Genomic DNA, 23,835 nt, shown 5'->3' on the forward strand with positions numbered 1-23,835 from the left:
CACTTCCGAATAGCAGCAGCCCTACCGTTTCAAAGTGCTGGTACTGGGTTAGCCTGAAGAGTGAACTGGGACCGGCGCTTGGGCTATGGAGATTAATCTCCAACCACCATCAGGATCTAATGTCAGGGATTCCCAACTGGAATAAAAAAGGGGAGGTAAAAACCTCCCCTTCGTTGATTGTGATCCGGATGTCTCTGAGGCTTAACTGGTTGGGTTCCCATTGCTGTCGAAACACTGAACACCCTGCGAACGAGTCATGCCCCATCCATTGTCCCGCTTCCAGTAGGCACAGTAAGGTGGCGGTGCTGGTGGCGGTGCAGAGTTGTTGAACTCTCCAATGTCAGACACGTCGTTTAATTGGACGCTGCCACAGGAGGATCCTTGACGGCCACCTAATAGGACATCGCGGTGATAGTCGACGAAATCGCACATGTCTTTCCGAGCCCAGTCACGCGCGGCATCCATTTGGGATTTGGAGAGATAGCGCGATGAGTATCTCCTGCCGTATTCGGCGAAGTCGACGTTGTCAGGCCCGGGCCCCATGATGTTCAAATCAGTGTCGGAGCCACACGAGACATAAACACGCCTTTGATAGCCGCAACCATACTTACAGTGCACGGACAGATAGGTAACATCGACCCAGGCAATCCACTTCTCCTTGCCGCAGTCGTACCGGGTGACCCTGTTATTGGGGGAGAGCTCGAACGTCACAGGGAAGGTAAATGTTCGCTCTGTATCGTCGACAATCGTGACATTAAACGTGCCAGACATTTTGTTCTTGTCTGTGGGGCGACCATAGACTGTGCCGTCGAACCGGCTGTCGGTTCCGTTTCCACCGCATCTCAACCCGGCGGGAAGGCCCGAGCAATAGGCGCGAAGTGTACCCCATCCACCGGTTCCTTCGAACACGTTGTACATGAGGATGTCGTCCTGGATTTCACCAGTAACCTTCTTGAGTGCACGCCCCGACAGCACTGGGAGACGAAAGTGGTATGGGATCTGGGTTGAGGCCGTCACGCCGCGACCATCGCGGATAGTCACCGTGATCACACCCGAAATCGCCTGTAGAGCATTGGACAGCAGCGGCTGGCCCTTGATGACGCCGGTAGTGGCATCGCAGGTAAACGGATTGTTCGGATGACCCGCCGGGAGCCCAGAGCAGGAGTAGGTATAGGATCCCTTGCCACCGGTACGGATGGGTGTCTTCGTATATGTATACTGACCTGCTGCGACGACGGTGTCGAAGCTATCACCCGTGTACGCGAGGCCGAGCGGGTGCACAATGGTGAAGACGACGTTGTGATACGCAGTCTGCTTGTTGATTCCTCCTCGAGCAGGATCGCCGCTGTCGGTCACGCCAAACGTGGTTGCAGGGAGGATCTGAGGATTGCACGGTGCGGTGCAGCCTATTGCCTGGGCCTGGCCACCGACTTGGCCGCTGGTGGGATTGACCGTAAGGCCTGCCGGAAGATTGGTGCCTACACTATAGGTATAGGCCGGCCACCCTTTCGATGCCTGGAGGGTAAAGGGAAGCGCGGGCGATGGCACTCCCGCCCAGATCTCAATCGCTGTCGGGCCGGTCAGGGCGAGTTGATCCGCCTGAGCGAATGCGTTTGAGGTGATCGCCGACGATGAAGCCGAAACAGTGCAGTCCTTCTTGAGGAGGGACATGAACACGCATTTGTAGCCAACCTGAGCGTTCACGACGTAGCGGCCGGTGTACTTATCGATTTCAACCGATCCAACGATCTGGGGAGGGCTAGCCGGGTCAAACCCCTTTTGGCTGAAATTGGATGCCAGCAGGGTTTGGGCCTCTGCCTGCGGATCGAATGCGCGGCGATCGGCGCCGTACTGCCCTGCGTTGAGGCAGCCGTTGTCCAGGGTGTAGCCGCCAGCCCCATTGTCGGTGCGGATGGTGTCGAGACAGGCGTTGATTCGCTGGGTGATGGTCTGGCTGATCGAATCCACCGATCCCTGCAGATCGTTATGAAGGGCGGAAATACGAGAGTAGTCGTAGGCGACCCCTGCCGCCGGGATGAGGATGGGAAGGGTGAGGGCAAAAATCAGAGCGACGTTGCCCCGGGTGTCTTTAGCGAAGGATCGGATCGCGCGAGCTCCCGACCCCGCTGCTTGGCGGCGGATATCCATGGCTTGTCCTAGTCATTGGGAGGTCAGAGCCGGCCAGGTCACTCGCCAGCGATTTGTTCGATGGGATTATAGGCCAAGTTTAACGAATTATGAAACTCTATTTGGCCAGTCTAATGCGGAAAGAGGGACTTAAAGCCCCTCAAGAACCGCAAATTGTGCAAGGCACGGGTATTCGAGCATACGGTTACAGACCGCCGGTCAAGACCTTAATTAGCAATGGGCTGACAATGATCGTAATCAGCACCGGAAGGAGGGTCAGGATCATCGGAAGCGTCAGTTTCGGACCCATTGCGGCTGCCCGACGTTCTGCCTCGTTCATCCGCTCTAGGCGCCCTTCGTCGGCCAAAGTTTTCAGAGCATCACTAACAGGTGTACCGTTTAACTCGGCCTGGATCAGGGTTGACGCAAAGTTGCGGATCGGACCCAGTTCGACTCGCTTATGGAGGTTCTCGTACGCCTGACGGCGGGAAGACAGGTAGGCCATTTCGGCAAGCAGGATTCTGAACTCCTCGGCCAGTGGGAATGATTGGTGCCCGATTTTATCCGAGACCTTGCGGATCGATTGCTCGACCGAGATGCCGGACCTCACACAAATGTTCAGGAGATCAAGCGCGTCGGGCCAAGCCAATCGGATCGACTCCTGACGAGCCCGGATCGTTCGGCTAAGAAAGATCTCGGGAAGCCTTAGGCCAGCAAATCCCATGAACATAATCACCAGCACCTGCTGAAGCAGATTCCCAGCAAGGACCCCAGTCAGGAACAGGTAGGACGTCGTGAGGACGATCAAGGAAACAGGTGCGATGAACCTGGCGAACAGAAAGCTGACCTCGTGGGCGGGGGAGCGGTAGCCCGCTTGGACGAGGCGATCCCGAGCGTCTTCCGTACCGAGATAACGGGCGAGATTGAGGCGGGTCACGATGGTCCGAACTTGACGGCCTGGCATGAATTTGACACGACCCGGGCCCTCAGTCTGCCCGGCCAACCGAAGTTTATCCGGCGCCGTCTCCTCAAGCCGCCGCCGGCGAACGTTGCCTACGCTCTCCGGTTCGAACATCTGCATGACGACCATGCCTACGGTCGTAAGTGCTATCGTAATCAGGCCAATAATAAGAACTTGGTGCATGGCAACACCTCCTAGATCTTGATCTTCATGAACGACTTCATGAGGAGAGCACCGAAGCCAGCCCATAGGATACAACCACCAAGGACCACGTGTCCGAGCGTGGTGTAGAATAACGGCTCCAAGTACTCGGGCGAAATAAACTGGACAGCGACCATCACGACGACTGGTACAGCCCCAATAATATATGCGGACACCTTTGGCTGCGCCGCGAGGGACTTGATTTTCTCCCGCATCTGTTTACGGGCCCGCATCATGTTTGACAGGGTTTGAAGCGTCTCAGCGAGGTTTGAGCCGGCGGCCTGCTGCACCTCGATGAGGGTGATGAAGAAATTGGTTTCGGGCGAGGGGACGGTCAGACGCATCCGGGCAACCGCGTCAGCGATTGTCATTCCAAGGGACTGGGCTTGCATGACAGCCTGAAACTCAGATCGCAGCGGCTCTTCAGCCTCTGTCGCTATGGTGACCATACAGGTCCGGATTGGGAGGCCGGATTTGAGGCCCCGAATGATGATATCAAGGCCGCTCGGGAACTGATCGAGGAACTTCTGAATGCGCTTTTCCCGGAGCCGAGCGACGTACATCTTTGGCCAGATCATAGGCGCAATGAGAGCCGCTATGGCCGTTGCGAGGAGGCTCATGGAAAGGAGGTACACGGCGATGGACGTTACAGCCAGGCCGGAAGCCATCATCAGGTAGTATCTTTGGTTCGTCCAATCCAGGCCGGCTTGCCGGATGAGAACATCGATCGGGATATTCTTCCGGCTTTTCTCCTCCGCTTGGAGGTCTTCGAGGTTATGAACCACTGCGCGCCGGCGCCGTCGGTCAAGGACCGTCTTGGCACCGGCGGCAGCGCCCTCCTTGGTGAGCTTTGATAGGCGGGTGGCCGCCACGGACTCATCAGAGATCTTTGGTGATAGAAACACATAAGACAGCGAGCCGATGGCAACAAAGCTGCAGAGGCCAATGATCACTTGAGATGTTTGCATGAGAACCTGACCTTATGCAGCGCCCGAAAGGATCTTCATCAGCCTTTCGCCTTCGCCATAGAACGCCGCTTTCTCGTAGATCTTCGGCTTTACCACGCCTTGAAACTCGTGACGGCCAATGATGCGCCTGCGCTCGTCTTCACCTTCGATCTTGTAAACCAGGAGATCCTGGGTCGAAATCACATCGCCCTCCATACCGGTAAGCTCTGTGATGTGGGTGATGCGACGTGTGCCGTCCGGCAGTCGGTTGACCTGAACGATTACGTCGACGGATTCATGGATCATCTTGCGAACGTCGGATTTGTTGAGGTTGGGTCTGCCCATGACCACGAACGACTCCATCCTGGTTAGTGCACCTTTCGGATCATTGGCGTGAAGAGTACCCATCGAGCCAGGGTGGCCGGAGCTCATGGCCTGAAGAAGAAAGAACATTTCCTCGCCGCGGACTTCACCGATCAGTACGCGGGTTGGCCGCATGCGGAGGGTGGTCTTCACGAGCTTCTCGATATTGATCTCTCCCACCCCCTCGATGCTCGGCGGGCGCGCCTCCATGGGGACCACGTGGGGCTGCTGAAGCTGGAGTTCAGCCGTATCTTCCACGGTCAGGATGCGCTCCTTGTCGTCGATGAAGGCCGATAGACAGTTTAGGAGAGTGGTTTTTCCGGAACCAGTGCCTCCCGAGACGATGACATTGAGCCGGCACTTCCCGATGATTTTGAGCAACTCAGCCGCGTTCGGAGAAATACTCCCGAATTTGATCAGGTCGTTGAGTGTCAGGCGTTCCGCTCTGAACTTTCGAATGGTGATGGTCGTGTACTTTGTGATCGGCGGAACGACGACACTGAGGCGGGAGCCATCTGAGAGGCGGGCTTCACAAATAGGGTTGGCTTCGTCGACACTGCGGCCGCTCTGACCTACCAGTCGCTGGGCGATGTTGAAGACGTGGCCCTCGTCAATAAAGCGGCAGTTCGGCACAAGCTCCATCTGGCCCCCAACCTCAATGTAAACCTGGTCGGGCCGGTTCACCATGATGTCGGCGATATCCTGCCGATCGAGCAAAGGCTGGAGGGGGCCGAAGCCGAGGATGTCATCAACCAGATCGCGAAGCATCTGGTCCTGTTCCACCTTCGAGATTGCGATCTCCAGCTCGGCCATGATCTGCCTAGCAGTATCCTGGATCTCCTCGGCTGCCTGGGAGCTTTCAAGGGCCCCAAGTCGCTGCATCAGATCCAGGTTGCCGAACAGCTGATCCGAGACCCGCTTCTTCCACTCGAAGTAGTTTGCCGACATCACCGTCGTGTTGGCCGGCAACGTCGATACGTTTGCCTTGATCTGAGCAGGGGAACGTTGTGGATTGGCCGCGGCGGGAATAGCCACCACTGTGCCCGGGCTAGGCTTGGTGGTTTGACCGAAGCCGCCGGGTGCCCGAGGTCCAGAGCTGCCGAAGGCCGCCGGTGCCATCCTTGTGGCGACGGGCACCGTTGGCCTAGCAGCTTCGTTGACTGAGCGAGGTTCAGATTTCTTGGTGCCAAACGCCATGACTGTCTCAATTCAATTGGTTTAATTCAGTTGGACTTGGCTCTGCTCGGGAGAGCCTTAGAAAGACGGCCGATCAACGACGAAAGCCCTGACGGCGTGGCATTGCTGGCCTGCTCGACGGCGTTGGACGGAACAACACCTGCCAGAGAACGTGCGATTTCCCTGAGGCTATGAGATGCGGGGTTGTTCGGCTGAACCTGGGCCAACATCCGGGCGTTTTCCGAAGCCTCATGGTGCAAATCGCGGTCATAGGCGAGTACCGCATCGGGCTCCAATCCGCTCAACGCCTTGGTGATGTCGGCGATAGAGGGGTCTGAGCTCTTCGGGCCGCTATGCTGATTAACGATGAGGCGAGGACGCTTTCCGAGGCGATCCAAGGCTGCCACAGTCTCCTGTGCGTTTCGGATACTGAGAAGCGATGGCGTGGTAACCAAGACCACCTCGGTAGAGACCTGCAGCGCGAGTAATGTCCAGTTCGTCCAGACGCGCGGCATGTCGAGGACAAGATTCGTGTTGTCTCGTCGCAATGTCTCGATAATCCGGGAGACGGCATCCTCACGAACATCCCAGGTTTTATCGAGCGTAGCGGGGGCAGGAAGGATGGCGAGATTGTCGTCACACTGAACGAGGAGACGCTCGAGCAGGTTGGCGTCAATCCGCTCTGGGGTGGACAAAGCCTCGGAGATATCCTGCTTTGGCTCCTGATTGAAGTTGAACGCAGAGGCTCCAAAGCCGAAATTCAGGTCGACGAGCACCGATGACGGTACAATACTGGCCAGGCTTGCAGCCAAGTTGGACGCTACTGTTGTCACCCCGGCGCCGCCAACGCTGCCGATGACAGCGGTGACATGCCCATGCCCTACGCCAGAATCTTCCGAATAGATCCGGGAAATCGCCCGGATGATGTCCAACCGGTCGAGTTCCTCAACCACGAGGTAGTCACGAACATTTCGATCCTGCAGGGCCCGGTGGATACGGACACTATTTCTGTGACCTATTACGATGACGTTTGTGGTTTCGGCGCAGTGTGTGGCCAAGTCGTCCAGGACGGGAAGGAAGTTGTCCTCGTCCGGGCCAATCTCCAGAACAATGACACTGGGAGTGCCGCTTCCGGTGGAATAGTACGCGATAGCGTCGTGCAGACCGCCTTCCAGGAGATCGGTCTTGGCTCGGTTCAGGATTGGATCCTTGAAAGCCTCCGCAACGAAGCGAGCAACAGTCTTGCTCTGGCAAAATGCGTCGACGGTGATCCGCGGCACCGGAGCCAGTGGGGTGGCCATAGAGTGGGTGAGGTGAGGGTTCATGTGGTTCATGAGAGGGTCCTTACCGAGATCAATTCGGAACCGAGGATGACGTGCTGCCGTCTTCAGAACCCGATCCGCCTGTTTGGGTAGAAGTCGGCTGGCCGGCAACAAAACGGCGCAGCATCAGGACGCGCTGGGTGGAGTCGGGAGCAGTTTCACGCGCAGGACGGACTGCATCCATCGGGTTCGCCATCTGGGCGGCGAGGTTCTGCTGGTGCGCGCAACCGAAGTTAGCCGGAGTGAGGTTCTCCATGCTGTTGATCAGGCTTCCCGCTCCGAGGTCATCGGGCCAATCGCCACAAGCGTGAGGCACGCCAGCGTCGAGCTGCACATAGGAAAGCTTGACGGGTTCGATCCGGTCGAAGTCGAGACTTTGGTACTTCCGGACCTCAATAGCAGAGCGGGGAACCCCGGCACCGACGAGATCCTTGACGATGACGCCAGCAAACCGGTCGACAGCAACGTTGTCGGCAGCCTGTCCCTTATATGGAGAGGAAACGACGAGGGACGTCTTGCCTGCCGGGATGTAGGCCCTGGCAAAGTCCCGAAGATCAACCTTCTGGCGCGCATCAAGGCCTGTGACCTGGGTCGGATAAAGATCCAGGGTCGCAAAGTCATTTTTCAGGACGATGGGGTGGCGATCACGAATATCGGGGGCGTAAGGGAGGGCATATCCGGGTGGGTCGCGATCGACGCAGCCAGCCGCAAGAAGGGAGAGGCATGCCGCCGTGGAGAGCTTCTTAAACATGGGAGATCCTTAGAAAGTAATCGGGCGGCGTCAGTTGATGATGAAACCGGGCTGCTTGAAGATCGGCTTGGCCTCTCTCTTTCCGGTAGTTTTCCGGTTCACCTGGCCAAGGAACACCGCATTGGGATCGGCCGCCGGGGCAAAGCCATCGTCAGGACGAGCGATCTTCTGGGGCGCAACCGGCTTCGCGAGGTACGGGTTGACGATGATCACGAGCTCCGTCTCCTGACGCTGGTAGTCGCGGGAGCGGAAGAGCGTTCCAAGGATGGGCAAATCCATCAGACCGGGAAGACCGTTAACCGCCTGCTTGGTCTGCTGCTGGATCAGGCCGGCCGTCACCAGTGCGCCACCGGAGGGCATTTCAACCGTGGTGTCCTGCTTGCGGACCTTGAAGCCCGGGATTGCGAGGCTCTGGTTGTTCCCTGCCGGAATGATGATCTGGTTGTTTGGATCGATTTCGGAGACCTCAGTGCCGACCTTGAGGTTGATTTTCCCAGACGACATGACCACCGGCGTGAAGTTGAGGCTCACACCGAACTTCTTGTAGGTGATGGTCGGCTGGCAGTTGCTGCCTCCGTCACCGCTACACGACGTGCCGCTGGGAACCGGCATTTCGCCGCCGACAAGGAAGCTAGCGGACTCGCCTGAGATCGCCGTCAGTGTTGGCTCGGCGAGGGTGTGAGCAACGCCGGCCTGCTCCATGGCTTCAAGATTGATGGCATCCCCACCGGGCCAAGTGGCTCCGAGTGCGGTCTTTGCGAGGGCGGAACCGGCCACAGGATAGGCGGGCGAGAAAGCCGCATTAACGGTTGCGTCCTGCAGGTTCCAGGATCCGGTCCACTTGATGCCGAGCTGCTTGAGGACATTCCGCTGGATTTCCGCAATGGTCACCTTGAGCATGACCTGATCGCGGCCTTTAATCGTTAGGGCGCTGATCACAGGGCCAAGGGAACTTTCGGCCGCTACTCCAGAGGACATACCCGCACCTGAGCCGCCGCCCGAGTCAGGGGACCGGACCCCAGCAGTCATATAAGCCGTTGCCACATCAACAGCTTGTTTCGCTTGAATATCGGAATCGACCTCGCCGGAGAGGATCACGGAGTTTCCGATCATTTTGGTCCGGATGGTCGACCCGGGAATGACCTCTCGAAGAACCTCCTCAAGGCGCCCGGTGTCACGGGAGACCTGAACCGTATAGCTGGTGATCCTGCGGCCTTCTGCGTCCATGACGTAGATCTGCGTCTCGCCCTCACCGAGGCCGAGGAGCATCATCTTGCGCTCGGAGCGGATGGTTGCCTGGACCACGTTCGGATTGGTGACAATCACGTCACGGGCATCGGCCTTGAGGTCGAGGAAGGTGGACTTTCCGATACCGACGGTAATGGAACCTCTGGCGACGTTTACGGCGGTTGCACCGCTCAAGGGGTCGGCCACGGGATCAGCTGCCTGAGCCGAGGAAGCCAGACCGATGCCCAGCCCGAGGGCAAGGAGCGGCGCTGCTCCGCGAAAGATTGCGCCCTGAATATTCCAAGCGCTCGGGTTCCTGGTGATTGTCATTATCGTTGTCCGAATTTGAAAGGTAGCAGTGTCAGTTCAGAGCGGAGGAGACGCCGAACCGGATGAGCTGGATGTCGGCAGCCTTTGCAGACGTGGGGACAGAGGAGGCCTCGACCGTCGCCGGCTGCTTCTCCCGCATTGGGCGGAGCGCGAACGAGAGAGTTCCGTTTCTCTGGGCCTTGTTGACCGACACGATTTGATCGGGAGTAAGCTCCAAGGTCGCCGTGCTCCCGATCATGGCATGGGTTCCATCGGTCTTCTCGATATTCTGGTCGATAGCGATCACCCGGATGTCCTGCATCAGGATGGTGGAGTCGATGTCGGATCGCCCGGGGAGAGGGGCCTGGCCGGTGACGTAGATATCGACACGATCGTTCGGCAGGATCATCCCGCCGGCAGCGTTCGCGCCACCCGCGTCAAGCCGGATAGAGAAGGCTCGGTATCCTTCGGGCAAGGCTGTTGCGACGAAACCGGATTTGTCGGCACGGATCAGGCGGGCCTCAGCGATGAGTTCACCCTTCATCAGAGTCGCGGTTGCGGTAGCCTTCTCATAGGTGGTGAGAGCCTCAGGTTGGTTATCGCGGGTGATGGCGTGAGGAGGAACCGACGTCTTCGGCCAGGTCTGCCAAGTCATCATCGCCGGATTGATCTGCTGACCAATCTTGATGTCCTCATTGGCCACCAGAACCTCCGTTAACTCCCGCGGATCAGGAGCAACTGGGGCCTGGACAGTGTTCTCAGGCGCCGGGGGAGGGGGCTCCGGCGTCATCGCGTTCGAGATGATGAAAGCGAAGGAAGCCGATACGGCTGCAATTCCCAAAAACAGTGCGTTCTTCTTCTTCATGAGCCGTATCCGATTTCCGTTATGATTCGCGTTCGCCGAATTAAAGCGCTGTGTTCCTCCTTTTATATCTTTTTGCAGCACAACAACTCGGTTTTTTGTGAGGGCGGCCCCTTTATTCAGCGTTCCAATGGTTAACGGTGAGCGCTGCTGCGGTGGCGGCGGCGAGGGTCAGGACGGGATCGTCAAATATCTGGCTCTGCCGCTCGACGGCGGCATATGTCTCAACCGCATAATCGTAGACAACATAGTCACGTCCACGCTCGGCCGCGGCGCTTTGGCTTTCGTGGGGATTTGACTGGCTTGCCACATCTTTGAGGGTGAGGAGCGTGTCCAGAAGCTCCATCTCCGTCAGTCCGCGTTCAAAACCTGCCTTGATGACGGTCGTGCTGGCCTCGTGGGACAAACGGAGGAGGGAGTGGGACCAAGGGAGGGTTAGACGGAACCCCCGCCCTGAAGGTCGGATCGTGCAGCCGGCTCGCAGGATGATGCCTGTATCGGGGCTAAACCACTGACACGGCCTGCAGATTGCAGCGAATGCGAGTGCTTGCGCAGTAACGGTGAGGTTTGCATCAAGGACTGCCCCTGTTGCGGCCTTTCGGACACTGGAATCCCAGACGAGATCCCTTAGGCCCGACATGGCCGGCGGCAGATCGACCGTAAGAGGCTTAGTGCCGGGCAGCGATAGGGACGAGAGAGCGAACTGGGTGCGCTCGAGGACTCCGTCTGTATCGTCGGCTGCCAACAATGCCGAGCGTGCGTGACGCATGATTTGCGTCTGGGCAGCGCTGGCGACCTTGCCTTCGTCGGATAGAGCCAGGGCCGCATAGACATAGCGCATGTCGAGAACGTCATTTTCGTTCTGGGCAGTCGCACTGCGGTTGACGAGGAGGCTCATGGACCTTGCAAGGATCTCGGCGGAAGCGGCGCGGCCGCTCAGGAGCGCTGGCTCGTAATTGCCATCTGAAGAGGAACTCACCCCTCGGTCATAGACGATTTCGAAGCTCGATCGCAGGAAAGGGGTACGGGAGGACTCTCGAATCATGGCGCTTGTTCTGCCCTTTTTTGGCTCAGATGAACGCCAATATCGCGCATTAGGGGTGTCGCGCCATGCGTTTTAATGTGGTATTCAGAATTAAAGTTAGCGCCCAAAAAGGAGACAGTGAATGGCTGACGAAACCTTCAGCGATGTCCGGGACCTGGTGCCGATAAGCGCCACGGGTGACGAGGAGCCAGCTCCATCGTTCCCTGAGGATGTAACTGAGAGACTGGTCCCGGCCGAGGCTGACCTGCCCCCTCCGGAAGGGTTCACGCCCAAGGAAATCCAGTCCTCAATCTTCGGTGCGTCAGCACAGATCTATAATAGCCGGCAGGATCATCAGGATTACGACGGCAAAGTCCAAGCCGTCACCGACGCTGCAACGTTGTTTGCACTTTGCGGCAACAAGCAGCTGATGGCGACGATGTTCGAGGAGATCACCCTCCAGCATGCTCACCCATACGATGTGTTCGCCCGGGCACAGAGTGAAATCGAGGGTATGTTCACCCTCCCAAGCGAGAGCTAAAGAAAAGGCCGGGGAAACCCGGCCTTCTTCGTTTTGGATAGATCGGTCTGCGGCCTATTTCTTCGCACCCGCAAACCGTTTGGCTGGTGCTCCCGCCGGCCGCTTCTGGGCTCCCGCCTTTGCGGCAGTTGGCCTTGCTCCAGAACCGCCGCTAGGGGCTTTCTTGGCGAACGCAGCATCGAGAAACTTACTCGCCGTTGCCTTCGATACAGCGTGGGGGTAGCCCTCAGGTGGAGTGGCGCCCTGATCGACGAGCTTCTTGACCCAGGCCATCTGGCTGTCGCTGGCGGGTTCGGAACCGCGTTTCTTGTCAGCTTCGTCGACGAACTTTTTGAGGGCCGCGCGATCCTGCTTGATGGAATCCGGCAGGGGTGTGTTGGTGGCCTGGGCGAGCCTCTGGGCTTTGTCGAGGAGCCAGTCGCCACTTCCTTCCCCATTTTGGGCCGTTCCGGTGTGCTGGTCGATGAAGGCTTTGCAGGCCTTGAAGTTTTTCGTGACCTCTCGGGGTAGGGGGATGTTCTTCCGACCGGCGATGGTCTGGGCGAATTGAACCATGGCTTTGGTTGGAGGAGTGGCCACTGCTGCGGTGACTGAACCTTTCTTCTGTTTGATGCTCGGTATGAGGGTATAGGCGACCTTGGAGATTTCCTTGATTACCTGGTCGGCGCTTGCCTTGCCGCTCAGGATGTCATCGAGGCGCGCCTCCATGCGGGCCGTTGCGCCGGGATCGACGATGACAGGCGCTGCAGAGGCCAGGATCTGGTAGAGTTGCATACCAAGCTCGGTCGGGACGAGGTTCTTCTTCTGAACCGTGATTTGTCCCTGAAGCTTGAGGCCCTCGATGATTGTGTCTCGGGTAGCCGGGGTTCCAATGCCTTTGGCTTCCTTGAGGCGTTCCTGCTCGGCCGGGTCATCAACGAACTTCCAGGCGTCCTGCATGGCCTCAATGAGGCTGCCTTCGGTGTACCGCGGCGGCGGCTTGGTCATCTTGACCTGCACTTCCGTCTCACGTGCCTTCACGGCTTCCCCGTTCTTCAGCGGCGGGAGCTTGTTCTCCTCCTCGTCGTCGTCTGACTTGTCTTCGAAGATCTCCTTCCAGCCGGCAAAAACCGGGACTGATCCGGTGACCGAGAAGGTGAACTTGCCAGGAGGCACTGGGGGAGCCTGAACGTCGACCCAAACCTTAGTCTGGTCGTAGATGTGCTGTTCGCCGATGGCCGCGAGAAAGGTTCGGGCAATCAGGTCGAAGAGGCGCTTCTGATCGGGATTAAGCTGGCCGACCGTTTTGGCAAAACCGCCCGGGCAGTTGATGTTCGGAATGATGGCGTGGTGGGAGATGCCCTCCAATTGCTTGTCCGAAAAGACACCGCTCTTGCCTTTGCGGATCACCGGGGCCTTCAGCGAGTAGGAGGCGTAATCGGAGACCTCCTTGAGCATCGTGAGAAGGGGAGCCGCCTGCGGGATCAGGCTCTCGTTGAGATAGCGGGACTCGGATCGTGGATAGGTGATAATCTTGAAGGTCTCGTAGAGGTCCTGAGCCGTGTCGAGGGTCTTCTTTGCAGTCCAGCCCCATTGGGAGGCTCGCTTCTGAAGGGTCGGCAGGTCCATTGGCTTGGCAGGCGAGCGTTCTTTGCGCTCGGTCTTCACGTGGACCGGCCCGGCATAAGCTTTCGCTGCTTCGGCGATCTGGTCAGCGGTGCCTCGGATGAAGATGCGGTTCTCGTCAGAGGGTCGATAGAATAGATCTGCGTTGCCTGAAGCGCCTAGGATGTTCAGTCGAACCTCGAAATACTCCTTCGGAACGAAGTTTCGAATCTCAAGCTCCCGTCGGCAGAGGATACCGAGAGTAGGGCTGCGCACGCGCCCAATCCCGACGGGCTTCTTGCTTCCCTCAGGGCGGAGATTGTTGGTCGCAACGCGGGTCAGAGAGAGATTGTAGATTTGGTCGCCTTGCTGGCGGGCAACGAAGGCATCGTACATGCCCTGGTATTCGGAATTGGGTTTGAGCGACCTGAAGGCGGTTTGCAGGGTCGTCGGGTCCTGCGCCGTGAACATGGCCCTGCGGACGCGACCCTTGAACTTGAGGAACTCCAGAAGGCTTTGACCGATTCCCTGGCCTTCGCGATCGCAGTCAGTAGCGATGATCACCTCGTCGGCCGAAGACAGCGCTCGCTTGATCTTATCGAGCGCCTCCTTCTTGCCGCCACCCTCGCCGGGAACATAGCCGTAGCGGCCTCCCTGCGGGTAAAGGAGATCGTCAGTCCATTTCTCCCAGGCAGGATTGACCTCACCTGGAAGCTGCAGCCGGAGCAGGTGTCCTTGGGCGGCGAGGACCTGCCCATAGGTGCTTCCAACCGCCGTGACGATGTCACGGGCTTGGGATGGTTTTTCGCAAATGACTACGGAGGGCATGAATGGCGTGTTCTGCTATCGTTCTGGAATCAACCGGTACCATGCTCGGGGTTTGGGGACGAGAGCACGGGTGTCGCAGACTACAGTTTATTTCGGATTGGCGCTACTAACCTCGGCTGATAATGGTGTGCGAACAGGCCGAAGCGCTGGGGTGATATCCACGTTGCCCTAGTCAGGAAGCAGTGGATTTGTGTCGCCACACCTACCGCCACGCTTGGGAACTGTTACAAGGCTGGCACCAACAGAGATCAAATCCGCATGCGTATCCTATTCGCCTTCTCTCTCTCCCTTGTCATCGGAACGGGAGCCGCTCTGGCCGCCGACCCGGAGATCGTTGATGTCACGGGCATTGCACCTGGGGAAAAGCTCGTCCTGAAGCGCTGGCCCGATCCCAAGTCCCACTTGGTGGGCGAGGTTTCGCACGATGCCAAGTGGCTCAAGGTCAGCGCCTGCAATAACGTCAACGCGGCTGGTAAGGTCATCATGGACGAGGACCCTGCATCACGGGGCCTCCCCCGCTTCTGCTACGTGAGCCAAGGGGATGATGACGGCGGCTGGGTTCCGACCCAGTTCATCAAGGCGAGCACGACGCCACCGCCGCCTGAGAAATCATCCGACATTTCCGGCTACCCTGCGGACGTGGTCGAGGCCTTCAAGGGGAACTTGGAGTCCTGCGATGTTTTCAAGTTCCGGAAGGGGTTCGCCACGAATGAGCATGACCTGAACGGTGACGGGTTCAAGGACTGGATCATTGACTACGGCGAGTTGGTCTGTGACGGCATGCATTCGATGTTTAGCGGCAGCGCCGGAAGCCTCACCCAGGTCTTGATCTCCACCGCGCCCGATAAATGGACGGAGAAGTTCAACGAGTACGTCCGGGGGTACAAGGTTGTGAACCGCGGCGGGAAAGCCAGTTTCACCCTGGAACTTCACGGCTCGGCCTGCCGGAAATCGGGAGCGGCGGCGTGCTCGAAGACCGTCAGCTTCACTAATCGCTAAGAGAGCAGATCGTCTCTCGAACCGTCCTTTTGACGGATCTGCTATGAATACGCGAATTTCATGATGCGTGTGGCGCTATTCTCCCAGGCCGGATTAACCTCCCCTGGGAGCTGCGGCCGGAGCAGGTGTCCTTGGGCGGCGAGCACCTGCCCATAGGTGTTTCCAACCGCCGTAGCCATGTCACGGCCTTGGGATTGCTTTTCGCAAATGACTACGGAGGGCATGAATGGCGTGTTCTGCTATCGTTCTGGAATCAGCCGGTACCATGCTCGGGGTTTGGGGACGAGAGCACGGGTGTCGCAGACCACCGTTTATTTCGTTCTGGCGCCATTTAAATCGCCACCACCCATCCTGTGATAATTATTGAGCCTTGACCCCGACGGCTGGCAAGGCCATTGGAGGCGCCAAAGTTACATGAGCGTAAGTGAGGTTGGATGCAGCTACAGACGTCGCTTCGCTCAGCAATACCTCAAAATTGCAGCACGCGCCCGCTCCGGGATAGGTTAAAAGTAGTAGAACTGGCAGAGCAACACCACACCTAACTAGAAGTTTAAACAAATCGCGAACTAGGCATGGAGGCACGAAATGGTTCTCCAGATCATTCAGTGGGTATGTACGGCAGCATTCCTATTCGTAGCCCCGTTGGCGTCAGCTTCAGAGAGGGTTGCTACGTTTCAGAAGTATATCGTCAACCCCGGACTGGAAACCAAGCATTTTAGGGGCGCCAACGAGGCATTTGGAGGGTCAGATAAGGAAGTCCTGGGCAAGTCCTTTCAGGTCTACACAGTTGGCGAGATCGATGGACTTTTCAGTGCTTTGTCCGCCCAGGTAGCAGAGCTCTCAAAGGTACTAAAGGCTCTGCAGGAGCAAAACGCTTCGCAAGATAAGACTCTCACTTCTCTTCGCGTCGAGTTGCTGAACCGCATTGCGGAAATTCCAGTTGAATTGGCTAAGGATGATGGCGCGTACCAAGTGCTGAAATTGCGGCTCGAGAAGGACATGGCCGAGGTATTTGACCGACAGCAGTGATCTCGATTGGAGAGGTTCTCATGAAACTTTCTCGCTTCCCCCTTTCTATGCTCCTGACCTCCGCTTGCGCTGTGATTACCACCCAAACATCTGCACAGCAGGCTGTACCAGGATGGACCCCTGAGAACCGTGCCGGCCTACAGGCCGCCGGCGTAAAGTATGGCATCACAATGGTACGCGCAATCGCTGTGGCCACAGATGCAACCCTACCACCGGCCACTGGGGCCACATCCGCTGTTCAACGGCAAGCGTTGGCTAATACAGTCCAGGGATATGTAAAGTTCCGCAATGAGGCTCAAGGTGCATTTATGGCAGCCAAAGCCTCAACAGACTTTCTGATTGATGGGACAGCAGTCACCATGGCGGCGTCCGGTGTCGGAGTTGTGCCGGCGGCGGTGCTGAAGGCTACAGCCCAAGCAGCATCTGACGCATATTTCGAAAAGGTACAAACGGAGATGAACACCGATTTGGCTGTTTATCTTAAGAAGATTCAACCGAGATTGGAGGAAGCGACAGGATCGAAATACGAGGACCTCCAGAAACTGTCGCCCGAGGAACTTAAGAGCAAGATTGATGTCCAGAGCGGCGCTATCACCGAGCTCTCGAACATGGTCGGCTCCGATGGAGTCGCAAAAGAAGCTGTTCAAGATCTCGTCATACAGGCGATTAGGAATACTCAAAAAGCAACACTCGATCAGATTGACAGCCAAGATAAACGTCTCGCGAAGATCGACGATAAGATTGGCAAGTTGATGATATTTCAACAAAAGACCATCACCACCCTGGAGGCGCATGGGAAAGCTTTAGAGGGTCTCCAGGGTCAAATTGGAGATTTAGAGGAAACGGTTAGCTCGATCGACAGGCGCCTGGAGAGGCAAGAGCGTAATTCCGGGTTCGTCGTCGATTTTGTTTTCGACAAGATGGACCCAGCTGCGAAGGCCGCTTCTCTCAAGGCTGGGTTTATGGCAGAAAGATTTGAATGTCCTGCAAGAGCGCCAAACTGTGACGGCCCAGAACTGAAGGCAGATCTGATAAAGCGCTTCGAGGCCGAGGCTAAGATTCAAAATACGGCTCAGGCGATACAGAAGACGATGTCGACGATAAACGACATCGGGACAATCGCAAACAATCTTGGGATTGAGCTATCGCCAGATCTGTCGAAAGCGATGCAGTACGGCAACGTCGCCTCAAGTGCGTTTCAAGCGTTCGCGACGGGGAACTACCTTGGAGCTATCGTCCAGGTGAGTGGCGTCTTTGGAAGCCGAACGGATCCAGACGAGGAACGTTTCAAGGCTCTGATGGGATACTTGAAACAGCAGTTCGAGGCGATCAATCAAAAACTCGATGTGATTATTCAGAACCAGCAGAAAATAATGGAAGGCATCGTTAAGCTCTCGGAGCAGATGCAGAGCTATTATCTTGCGCTTGAAGACCACCTTGCCCGGATGGACTTCGAGATCGGACGGATCGGAAATACTGCACGGGAGTTGCTGTGGGCACCTTGGAAGCCGTGCTACGTGATTTATGAGCACGTAGTCGGCAATGAAGAGCGCTATCACGTACTGGCGAATGGCGACTTTTCGAGCCTAAGCGATATGTACTCCGCCCTCGTTCCGAACGCGTTTCAGGTTAACGAGTGCATTCAGATCGGGCAAACTCCGATTACAATTACCGCCGCCAATTGGTTCGGCAATCTCCTTGATGCCAATTCCGCTTATTCACATACCCCAGAGCCGCTGCCGCCGGCGGAAGCACAGCAGGGCGGCGTACACACGAAAAAGGCATTAGAAAGGTTCATTGATGAGATTCACAATCCAAGTGCATCTCTCCTTTCAGATTTGTTTCAGAGGACTGAGCTTACTCCGGCGCGTGGCTTTGAACTCTTAATGAGTCCGGGCTTGTCGGTCTATGAACAGAGGCAACGGTTGACAGCCAAGCCAGCTGGTGCCGCCTGCGGCGCGCAGAGCTATTTACAACGACGCGCAAGACGGCTTCTTTGCGGTGGATCAGGCGACGCGGATCAGACGGCGACCGGTCTCCTCTGGACACCGATGGTAGCGGATATTGCACTAGTCTTGACTGACTGGCTCCTTATCGTCTCTCGCCTGGCTGACTTAGTCGATCCGCAAACCAAAAACTATATCGCTCAGGATAAACTGTTGGCTCACGCATCCTCGTCCCCTGACGCATTGGGAGTTGGGCAAGATATCGTTGAAAAGTTACAGCTAGTCTTGGACGCAGCGGTCGGTGGGTACAACACCGTGTATGGCGATCTGACGACCAAGGCGATTGCAGATGTTCTCTATGGTCCAATTCCGGACGATAAAGCGCTTGCCGAAAGGAAGGCGAAGGCGGCTGAGGCTTCGCTTAAGCTTCTGCGCGCCAACCCCTACCTAGCCGCTAACGTGGCGGTGATCCGCTTGCATGACAGGTATCGTCAGCTTGATCCGAGCTCAGAGGGGAAAAAACCTTCTCTCCTCAAATATCGGACGGCATACGAGTATGCGTTGAACACAACAGGAGATCCGAGCTTCCTGTTGCGAGGCGTGTTCGGTGACGACCTCCGTTTCATCGTGGATGGAGATAAAGGAAAAATCTCACTTGAACTGTCCGGATTAGGCGACAAGAAGGCATGGATCCTAGCGCCAATCCCGGAACCCCAGATGTTTGTCGAAGGGCGATTTATCTATCCGCCTAAGATGACCGCGTTGCTTAATGCGAGAGTAAGGGTGGCAGAACGCCTCGCTGATTATCACGCAGCAAAATCACTGGAGAAGGACGAGCAAATCGCCCTAGTGGAAGGTGTCGCTAGGGCCGAAAAACTGCAACAACTCCGAGGGAAAGTCCAGTGATGGTATCAATTCTAGGTTAGCCAGCCTGAATACTCCAATATTCGCTCGGTCGGAATAGCATTGGCGCGGAGGATCTGGAATGCGAATGGGAATTTGCTCGAAGTATCTGATTGGATGCATAGGTACCCTTGTTCTGATTCCCGGTGCCGCATCTGTTGAAGATGTCGCGAAGCTGTCGCGAGAGCACTTCGGCGGGCAAACGAACAGGTGGGAAAATAGGACTGGATCTACTCAGACAGGAGTGCCTCCACCCGGCTCCACATTTCAGGTTATGACGGCCCAGGAGGTTCATCTGGAGATCGACAAACTCAAAGCTCAGTTGAACCAGATTGCTACGCAGTTAATCGGACGTGTTGATGCGACGGACAAAATGCTCAGTCATACGGAAAAAAGGTTGCAGGAAATCCGCACTGAGCTGCTGAAAAGATTTGACCAAATACCGCTTGAGTTTGCCAAAGATGATGAAGCTTACAAGATCATCCAGGACAGGCTACGTCAGGATCTATCCGAGGTATTCGAGTCCAAAAAATGAGGTTTTTAGCTTAATCGGAGGCACTTGATGGCTAAGATCGTTTTGCTCATCTCTATTGCATATTCCTTGCTAGTTTCGGTAGCATTTGGTCAATCAGTTGAATGGTCAGAGACTAGAGGGCAGAGTTGCACGAGGGCCGAAGGGACCCCTGGGCGTGTCAGCTACCGAGCGCCTAGGTGCACGCCCGTAATGACGTACTGTCTCAAGAACTTACAGGGCAGTCCATTCCCATCACCGAAGATCACTTGTGTCACGGACAATATCGAAGGATGGGAACTACAAATGCTGGGGCTGATCCAGGTCTTACTGCAGCGAGAGGAGAATAAGCAAACCGCACGAACAAATGAGCATCTTGCAGGGCTCGTCAGCGCGCTAAAGGCACAGCAGGATGCATTCGCGCAAGGACTCAGGTCTGAGTTGCTCAACCGGATTCAACAGATACCATTTGAGCTTGCAAAAGATGAGGACGCATACAAGCAACTCAAGGATCGACTGCTGAAGGATGTTGAGCAGCTAATCGAAGCGCGACAGTCGGCAAATTGAACCAAGTTGGAGCGCTACAATGTCTCTGGGTTACGCCATCCGTCACAGGACCTTGTTGGATGGTGGGCGGCTCCTGGAGACCCGCCACGAGATCTGACGCAACCTTCAGCCTTTGAACTCGACGGTCGGTTCCTGTAACATTTGGAGGGACTAGTCTACGCATCCTCTGCCGAGGATTTCCCCTTGATCACCTCTGATCACGTAGCAACGTCCCTTCCACGTCTTATTGCTCCTGTCTTCCAGCGACTTTCGAAACTCGGAATCACGCCGATCCCTATCTATGGCATCTTGCTTTCTTGTGCGGGCTGCAACATCCCGTTGCTCTCGTACGATATCGTCATTCCTCTTTTTACGCTTTAGTTCCTCTTGAAGATTGTCGGAAACGGAACGTGCGTATTCCCGCGGTGTTGAAATCCGGCTACTTAATCGATTTGTTGCAAGACTTGTCTGCTGGAGGACGTCCACGCGGTCTCCTGCGGACGTAGCCAAGGCTTTGCCATGGCCTCCTCGAAGCGAATTGAACCACGTATACCCACGTACGATGTTATGTTGATCATGAGGTGCGTCAAAGCGGCTCCTCCATCCATAGAGGAATGGAGATGTCCGTATCCAAGTCGGGCTTTCCCAATGTATCGTAATTCTATCAGTCTGCTGAGGCCCAAATTCTGGATACAGGCCGCCGCCAATCAATCTTTTATGGCTCCAGTTACGAGCTTCAATGCTCGCGGCGTTAACAAAACCTGCGCCAACCCGTGCGATCTCAAGAGGAACGCCTAGTGCAGCAGCTGTGACTCCGTAATTAAAGTTACCCCCGGCCTCAAATCGCTCAAGGCTCTGTGCTTTATAATCCCACTCACCTCCAGGCCGAACTAACCAGACCCACGCTAAGAATGCCCCTATCGGTTCAATGGAAGCACCAGATCTCACCCGAAGGGCATTCTCAATGTACGATTCTCCCTTTGGTAACTCTGGAAGTTTGTAGTTCATAGTTGCATAGTCTGGCGTTCCAGCGACCCAACCGGAATGGCTAGTGTTGCGTCTAACCCCTTCTGAAGATACCCCGCCCTCATTCCAGTCGCTGGCCACAACGGCCCCCGGAAATGCGGTAAAACTTGCAACAGCGACAGCAATGGCTGCTGAGGCACGAACTAACATCGGAGCCTACTGTTTGCCACCGGTTGCAAGGGACTGCCATTGCCTCGTCGTATCAGCTGCTTGAACGGCACTAGCAGACGGAGCTAGTTTTACCATGATCGACGCTCCAGTATCGAGCGCTAGCGTTGTCAGTCGATACTTTCCATCGGTCTCTGGAGACAAGCCAATGAGGTCAAGTAGTCTCTGCAATCGATCGTCCGGCACATCTGGGACTCTAGATTTCAAATCCGCGAGATCAATAACATAGCCGCCCGGCATCATTGTAATTTCGATGGCTGCATGATCGTCATTGACATCTGTAACAACAGCTGTTGCTGGTATATCTAACAAGCCCCGCTGGCGAAGTTGCTCAACTGCCGGAACTATTGAGCGGGCATCAGGAAGAGTGAGTATTTGTCGTTGGAACTGAATAGGTGGCATCAACGCCGCTACATTCTCTAACGACGCATTGAATCGGCTGCCGACTGTAACAATTGGAAAGATCTCAATTATTTTTTTTGCAGGCAAGCTTATTAAGATGCGCTGCGTCGCACGAGCTACAAGGACTGGTTGCCCAGCCTCCACAGATTGTACGTCATCTGCTAATACCGCGACAACCTCTATAGATTCCGACGCCCAGTATCTTCCTTCGTCATACGCTCGGACAGCGTTGTTTAGCGCGCTTCGCGTTTCTTTCCAGGTGTCCAAGAGTCGCTTCGCCCAACGTTCTTCTATGACCAGAAGTTCTTCATCGAGTAACCGAGACAGCAAGCCGCCTTCAATCTGCTCGGGGGATCCCGTAGAGTCCAATTGCAATCCGCGCCTTGGCAAACGCGGTCCTTGTACGCTCGATCTCTAATTCTTGGTTGAGTTGAGTGCGATCTTTGGTGGTGATCGATCGCCACGTTTGTGCGGGCGGAAGTAGCTGTTTGGCCGTTATACGCGGCTGATCCTCATTTATGATGAGGATGTCTCCTATGAAGCTGAGTGGAGGAGCTAGCGATTTCAAGAAAGTCAACAGCAGTTCCTCTTGTGCGCTGGCGCCTTTCATCGGCTGCAATGCCGAGATGCCCTCACTTGGTATGCCAATAGCGTGTACAACTGCGGCAGACACGATATCCCGAACCTGTCGTTCACCTAGAAAGCGATACGCGTCCTGGATATCCTGTGGAGACATGGCAAGGCTGTTCTCGATTATGGAGGTTCCGTGGGTAATGTCGTTGACGATCTGATCGATAAATCCCCTGCTTGCGTCACCGACACCCATGTTCTGGATGTTTCTTCTAGCTGCCATTGCCTTATTTGCAGCGACACGGACAACGGTCTCGTGCGCCTCCCGCCAGCGCAGATGTCGCTTCAGTTTCTCGCAATCCGCCTTCAGGGAATCTGAAATTTTCCAGACGACTTGATCCTTAGGATAATCATCCATGAACCGAGTAGAGATCTGAGAAACAGCGCCACTCTTATCGACCTCTTTTAAGAAGGAGAGATCTTCGTCAGTCCAGACGGAATATTTCTCAACGTCACTCCAATACCTTAGGATTTGATCACATTGCTCGGACGTGTTTCCGAAGGGAAGGCGGAGCTTAATTTTCCGGCTCTCCAGGGGTGGTCCCCGGAGTAGTACTTGATTGTTCATGCGGAGCGGAACCCGTCCGTCAAGCGTTTCAATGCGCATGTCGTCGATGCCAAGGTCCCGACGGAAATTACGACGGGCGGACTTGTTAATGACAAGTATGCTTTCTTTGTCGCTGATCCAATCACTTGGGCGTGCTCGCCGCATCCAAGCCAGTGCATCTGACCATGGCTGAGATCTCGCAATTTGCGCTACCGTTGCGTCGGGAGCATCCTGCCCGCCATAGTTCTCAATGCCTAACCCGCCTTGATAATATCACTCGCTTTACCTTTATTATACGCAAAGTATAGATCAGCAGCTTCCTCTAAAGAGATGGCCCTTAAATCGTCGAGCTCGAGACCATATCTGCCCTCAAGCTCTTCATAGTAGTACCCATTAACATGAAGGAGTGAGCTGATTCGATCCAATGTAGCTCCAAGCGCAGCTACCTGAGAGCGCTCTTCAGTTTCAATAGTGACAACTGGCTTTGCGCCTGTAGACGATCGTGGCGTGAACCGATCACCAACTTGGGGTGGATCTATCACCCTTCCTGGCGTCCGTGCTGTTAAAGTAAGAAGGACAGGCTTCGTAACGTGCCCGGAGAGAACCGCTTCGCTTGGTAAAGCCGGTGAGGTCACTAAGCAGCAAACTAGAAGGAAAAGTGAGCCCTTCACGCGCACCTCCTCATGGTATTGGTCAAATCTATATCAAGTTGCGAGGCAAATCACCGCCTATTTGGCTATCGCAGAAGCCTTAGGGTCAAGGAGTTGTATGTAGGTTTAGGCGTATGCCGAGATGATCGAATCTACTCTTGGGCGGCGTGTGTACCGGCTGTTAAGCTTGCGAACTCCGTCACGAATTAGGATGGAGTGTTAATTTTCCTTCGGATCATGCGACATTGCGAACTT

At 55.9% G+C, this 23,835-nt stretch carries 18 protein-coding genes; 6 read left to right on the forward strand and 12 right to left on the reverse strand.

The window, feature by feature from the left end:
- Positions 1-201: 201 nt before the first annotated feature.
- From ACS5Q1_RS02640 to ACS5Q1_RS02680, 9 genes are all read right to left on the reverse strand, one after another.
- Positions 202-2,148: a TadE/TadG family type IV pilus assembly protein gene (locus tag ACS5Q1_RS02640; RefSeq protein WP_473096740.1), complete on the reverse strand. Its 1,947-nt coding sequence runs from the start codon at positions 2,146-2,148 to the stop codon at positions 202-204.
- A gap of 184 nt (positions 2,149-2,332) precedes the next feature.
- Positions 2,333-3,337 carry a type II secretion system F family protein gene (locus ACS5Q1_RS02645; protein ID WP_473096741.1) on the reverse strand — a complete coding sequence of 335 codons (1,005 nt, stop codon included), beginning with the start codon at positions 3,335-3,337 and terminating at the stop codon, positions 2,333-2,335.
- Entirely contained in the window at positions 3,283-4,242 is a 960-nt protein-coding gene (locus ACS5Q1_RS02650) for a type II secretion system F family protein (RefSeq protein ID WP_473096742.1), read from the reverse strand. Before ACS5Q1_RS02650 ends, ACS5Q1_RS02645 begins: the two co-directional genes overlap by 55 nt.
- Positions 4,243-4,269: 27 nt before the next feature.
- Positions 4,270-5,634 carry a CpaF family protein gene (locus tag ACS5Q1_RS02655; protein ID WP_473096743.1) on the reverse strand — a complete coding sequence of 455 codons (1,365 nt, stop codon included), beginning with the start codon at positions 5,632-5,634 and terminating at the stop codon, positions 4,270-4,272.
- 188 nt (positions 5,635-5,822) lie between these two features.
- On the reverse strand, positions 5,823-7,109 hold the full coding sequence (locus tag ACS5Q1_RS02660) for a CpaE/TadZ family protein (RefSeq protein WP_473096744.1): 1,287 nt from the start codon (positions 7,107-7,109) through the stop codon (positions 5,823-5,825).
- A 19-nt stretch (positions 7,110-7,128) separates the two neighbouring features.
- Positions 7,129-7,848 carry a CpaD family pilus assembly protein gene (locus ACS5Q1_RS02665; RefSeq protein ID WP_473096745.1) on the reverse strand — a complete coding sequence of 240 codons (720 nt, stop codon included), beginning with the start codon at positions 7,846-7,848 and terminating at the stop codon, positions 7,129-7,131.
- Positions 7,849-7,878: 30 nt separating this feature from the next.
- A complete protein-coding gene (locus ACS5Q1_RS02670; RefSeq protein WP_473096746.1) occupies positions 7,879-9,405 on the reverse strand; it encodes a type II and III secretion system protein family protein in 1,527 nt (508 codons plus the stop codon).
- Positions 9,406-9,436: 31 nt separating this feature from the next.
- On the reverse strand, positions 9,437-10,249 hold the full coding sequence (cpaB, locus tag ACS5Q1_RS02675) for a Flp pilus assembly protein CpaB (RefSeq protein WP_473096747.1): 813 nt from the start codon (positions 10,247-10,249) through the stop codon (positions 9,437-9,439).
- Between the two features lie 112 nt (positions 10,250-10,361).
- Positions 10,362-11,291, reverse strand: a complete 930-nt coding sequence (locus ACS5Q1_RS02680; protein ID WP_473096748.1) for a hypothetical protein — start codon at positions 11,289-11,291, stop codon at positions 10,362-10,364.
- A gap of 121 nt (positions 11,292-11,412) precedes the next feature.
- Here ACS5Q1_RS02680 and ACS5Q1_RS02685 point away from each other — a divergent pair, with 121 nt between their 5' ends.
- Positions 11,413-11,811 carry a hypothetical protein gene (locus ACS5Q1_RS02685; protein ID WP_473096749.1) on the forward strand — a complete coding sequence of 133 codons (399 nt, stop codon included), beginning with the start codon at positions 11,413-11,415 and terminating at the stop codon, positions 11,809-11,811.
- A gap of 54 nt (positions 11,812-11,865) precedes the next feature.
- Here the strand turns inward: ACS5Q1_RS02685 and ACS5Q1_RS02690 are convergent, their stop codons facing one another.
- Positions 11,866-14,223 carry a type IA DNA topoisomerase gene (locus tag ACS5Q1_RS02690; RefSeq protein ID WP_473096750.1) on the reverse strand — a complete coding sequence of 786 codons (2,358 nt, stop codon included), beginning with the start codon at positions 14,221-14,223 and terminating at the stop codon, positions 11,866-11,868.
- A 258-nt stretch (positions 14,224-14,481) separates the two neighbouring features.
- Here ACS5Q1_RS02690 and ACS5Q1_RS02695 point away from each other — a divergent pair, with 258 nt between their 5' ends.
- The 5 genes from ACS5Q1_RS02695 (at position 14,482) to ACS5Q1_RS02715 (ending at position 20,178) form a co-directional block, all read left to right on the forward strand.
- Complete coding sequence (locus ACS5Q1_RS02695) at positions 14,482-15,222, forward strand: hypothetical protein (RefSeq protein WP_473096751.1); 741 nt, start codon at positions 14,482-14,484, stop codon at positions 15,220-15,222.
- Positions 15,223-15,807: 585 nt separating this feature from the next.
- Complete coding sequence (locus ACS5Q1_RS02700; RefSeq protein WP_473096752.1) at positions 15,808-16,251, forward strand: hypothetical protein; 444 nt, start codon at positions 15,808-15,810, stop codon at positions 16,249-16,251.
- A 20-nt stretch (positions 16,252-16,271) separates the two neighbouring features.
- Positions 16,272-19,103 carry a hypothetical protein gene (locus tag ACS5Q1_RS02705; RefSeq protein ID WP_473096753.1) on the forward strand — a complete coding sequence of 944 codons (2,832 nt, stop codon included), beginning with the start codon at positions 16,272-16,274 and terminating at the stop codon, positions 19,101-19,103.
- A 79-nt stretch (positions 19,104-19,182) separates the two neighbouring features.
- Positions 19,183-19,635 carry a hypothetical protein gene (locus tag ACS5Q1_RS02710; protein WP_473096754.1) on the forward strand — a complete coding sequence of 151 codons (453 nt, stop codon included), beginning with the start codon at positions 19,183-19,185 and terminating at the stop codon, positions 19,633-19,635.
- Between the two features lie 282 nt (positions 19,636-19,917).
- Complete coding sequence (locus tag ACS5Q1_RS02715; protein ID WP_473096755.1) at positions 19,918-20,178, forward strand: hypothetical protein; 261 nt, start codon at positions 19,918-19,920, stop codon at positions 20,176-20,178.
- Between the two features lie 1,161 nt (positions 20,179-21,339).
- Here ACS5Q1_RS02715 and ACS5Q1_RS02720 read toward each other — a convergent pair.
- Positions 21,340-22,122, reverse strand: coding sequence for a hypothetical protein (locus ACS5Q1_RS02720; RefSeq protein WP_473096756.1), 783 nt, complete (start codon positions 22,120-22,122; stop codon positions 21,340-21,342).
- Entirely contained in the window at positions 22,091-23,095 is a 1,005-nt protein-coding gene (locus ACS5Q1_RS02725; RefSeq protein WP_473096757.1) for a hypothetical protein, read from the reverse strand. Before ACS5Q1_RS02725 ends, ACS5Q1_RS02720 begins: the two co-directional genes overlap by 32 nt.
- Positions 23,096-23,835: the final 740 nt, after the last annotated feature.

It is taken from the genome of Microvirga sp. GN3 (assembly GCF_055792825.1).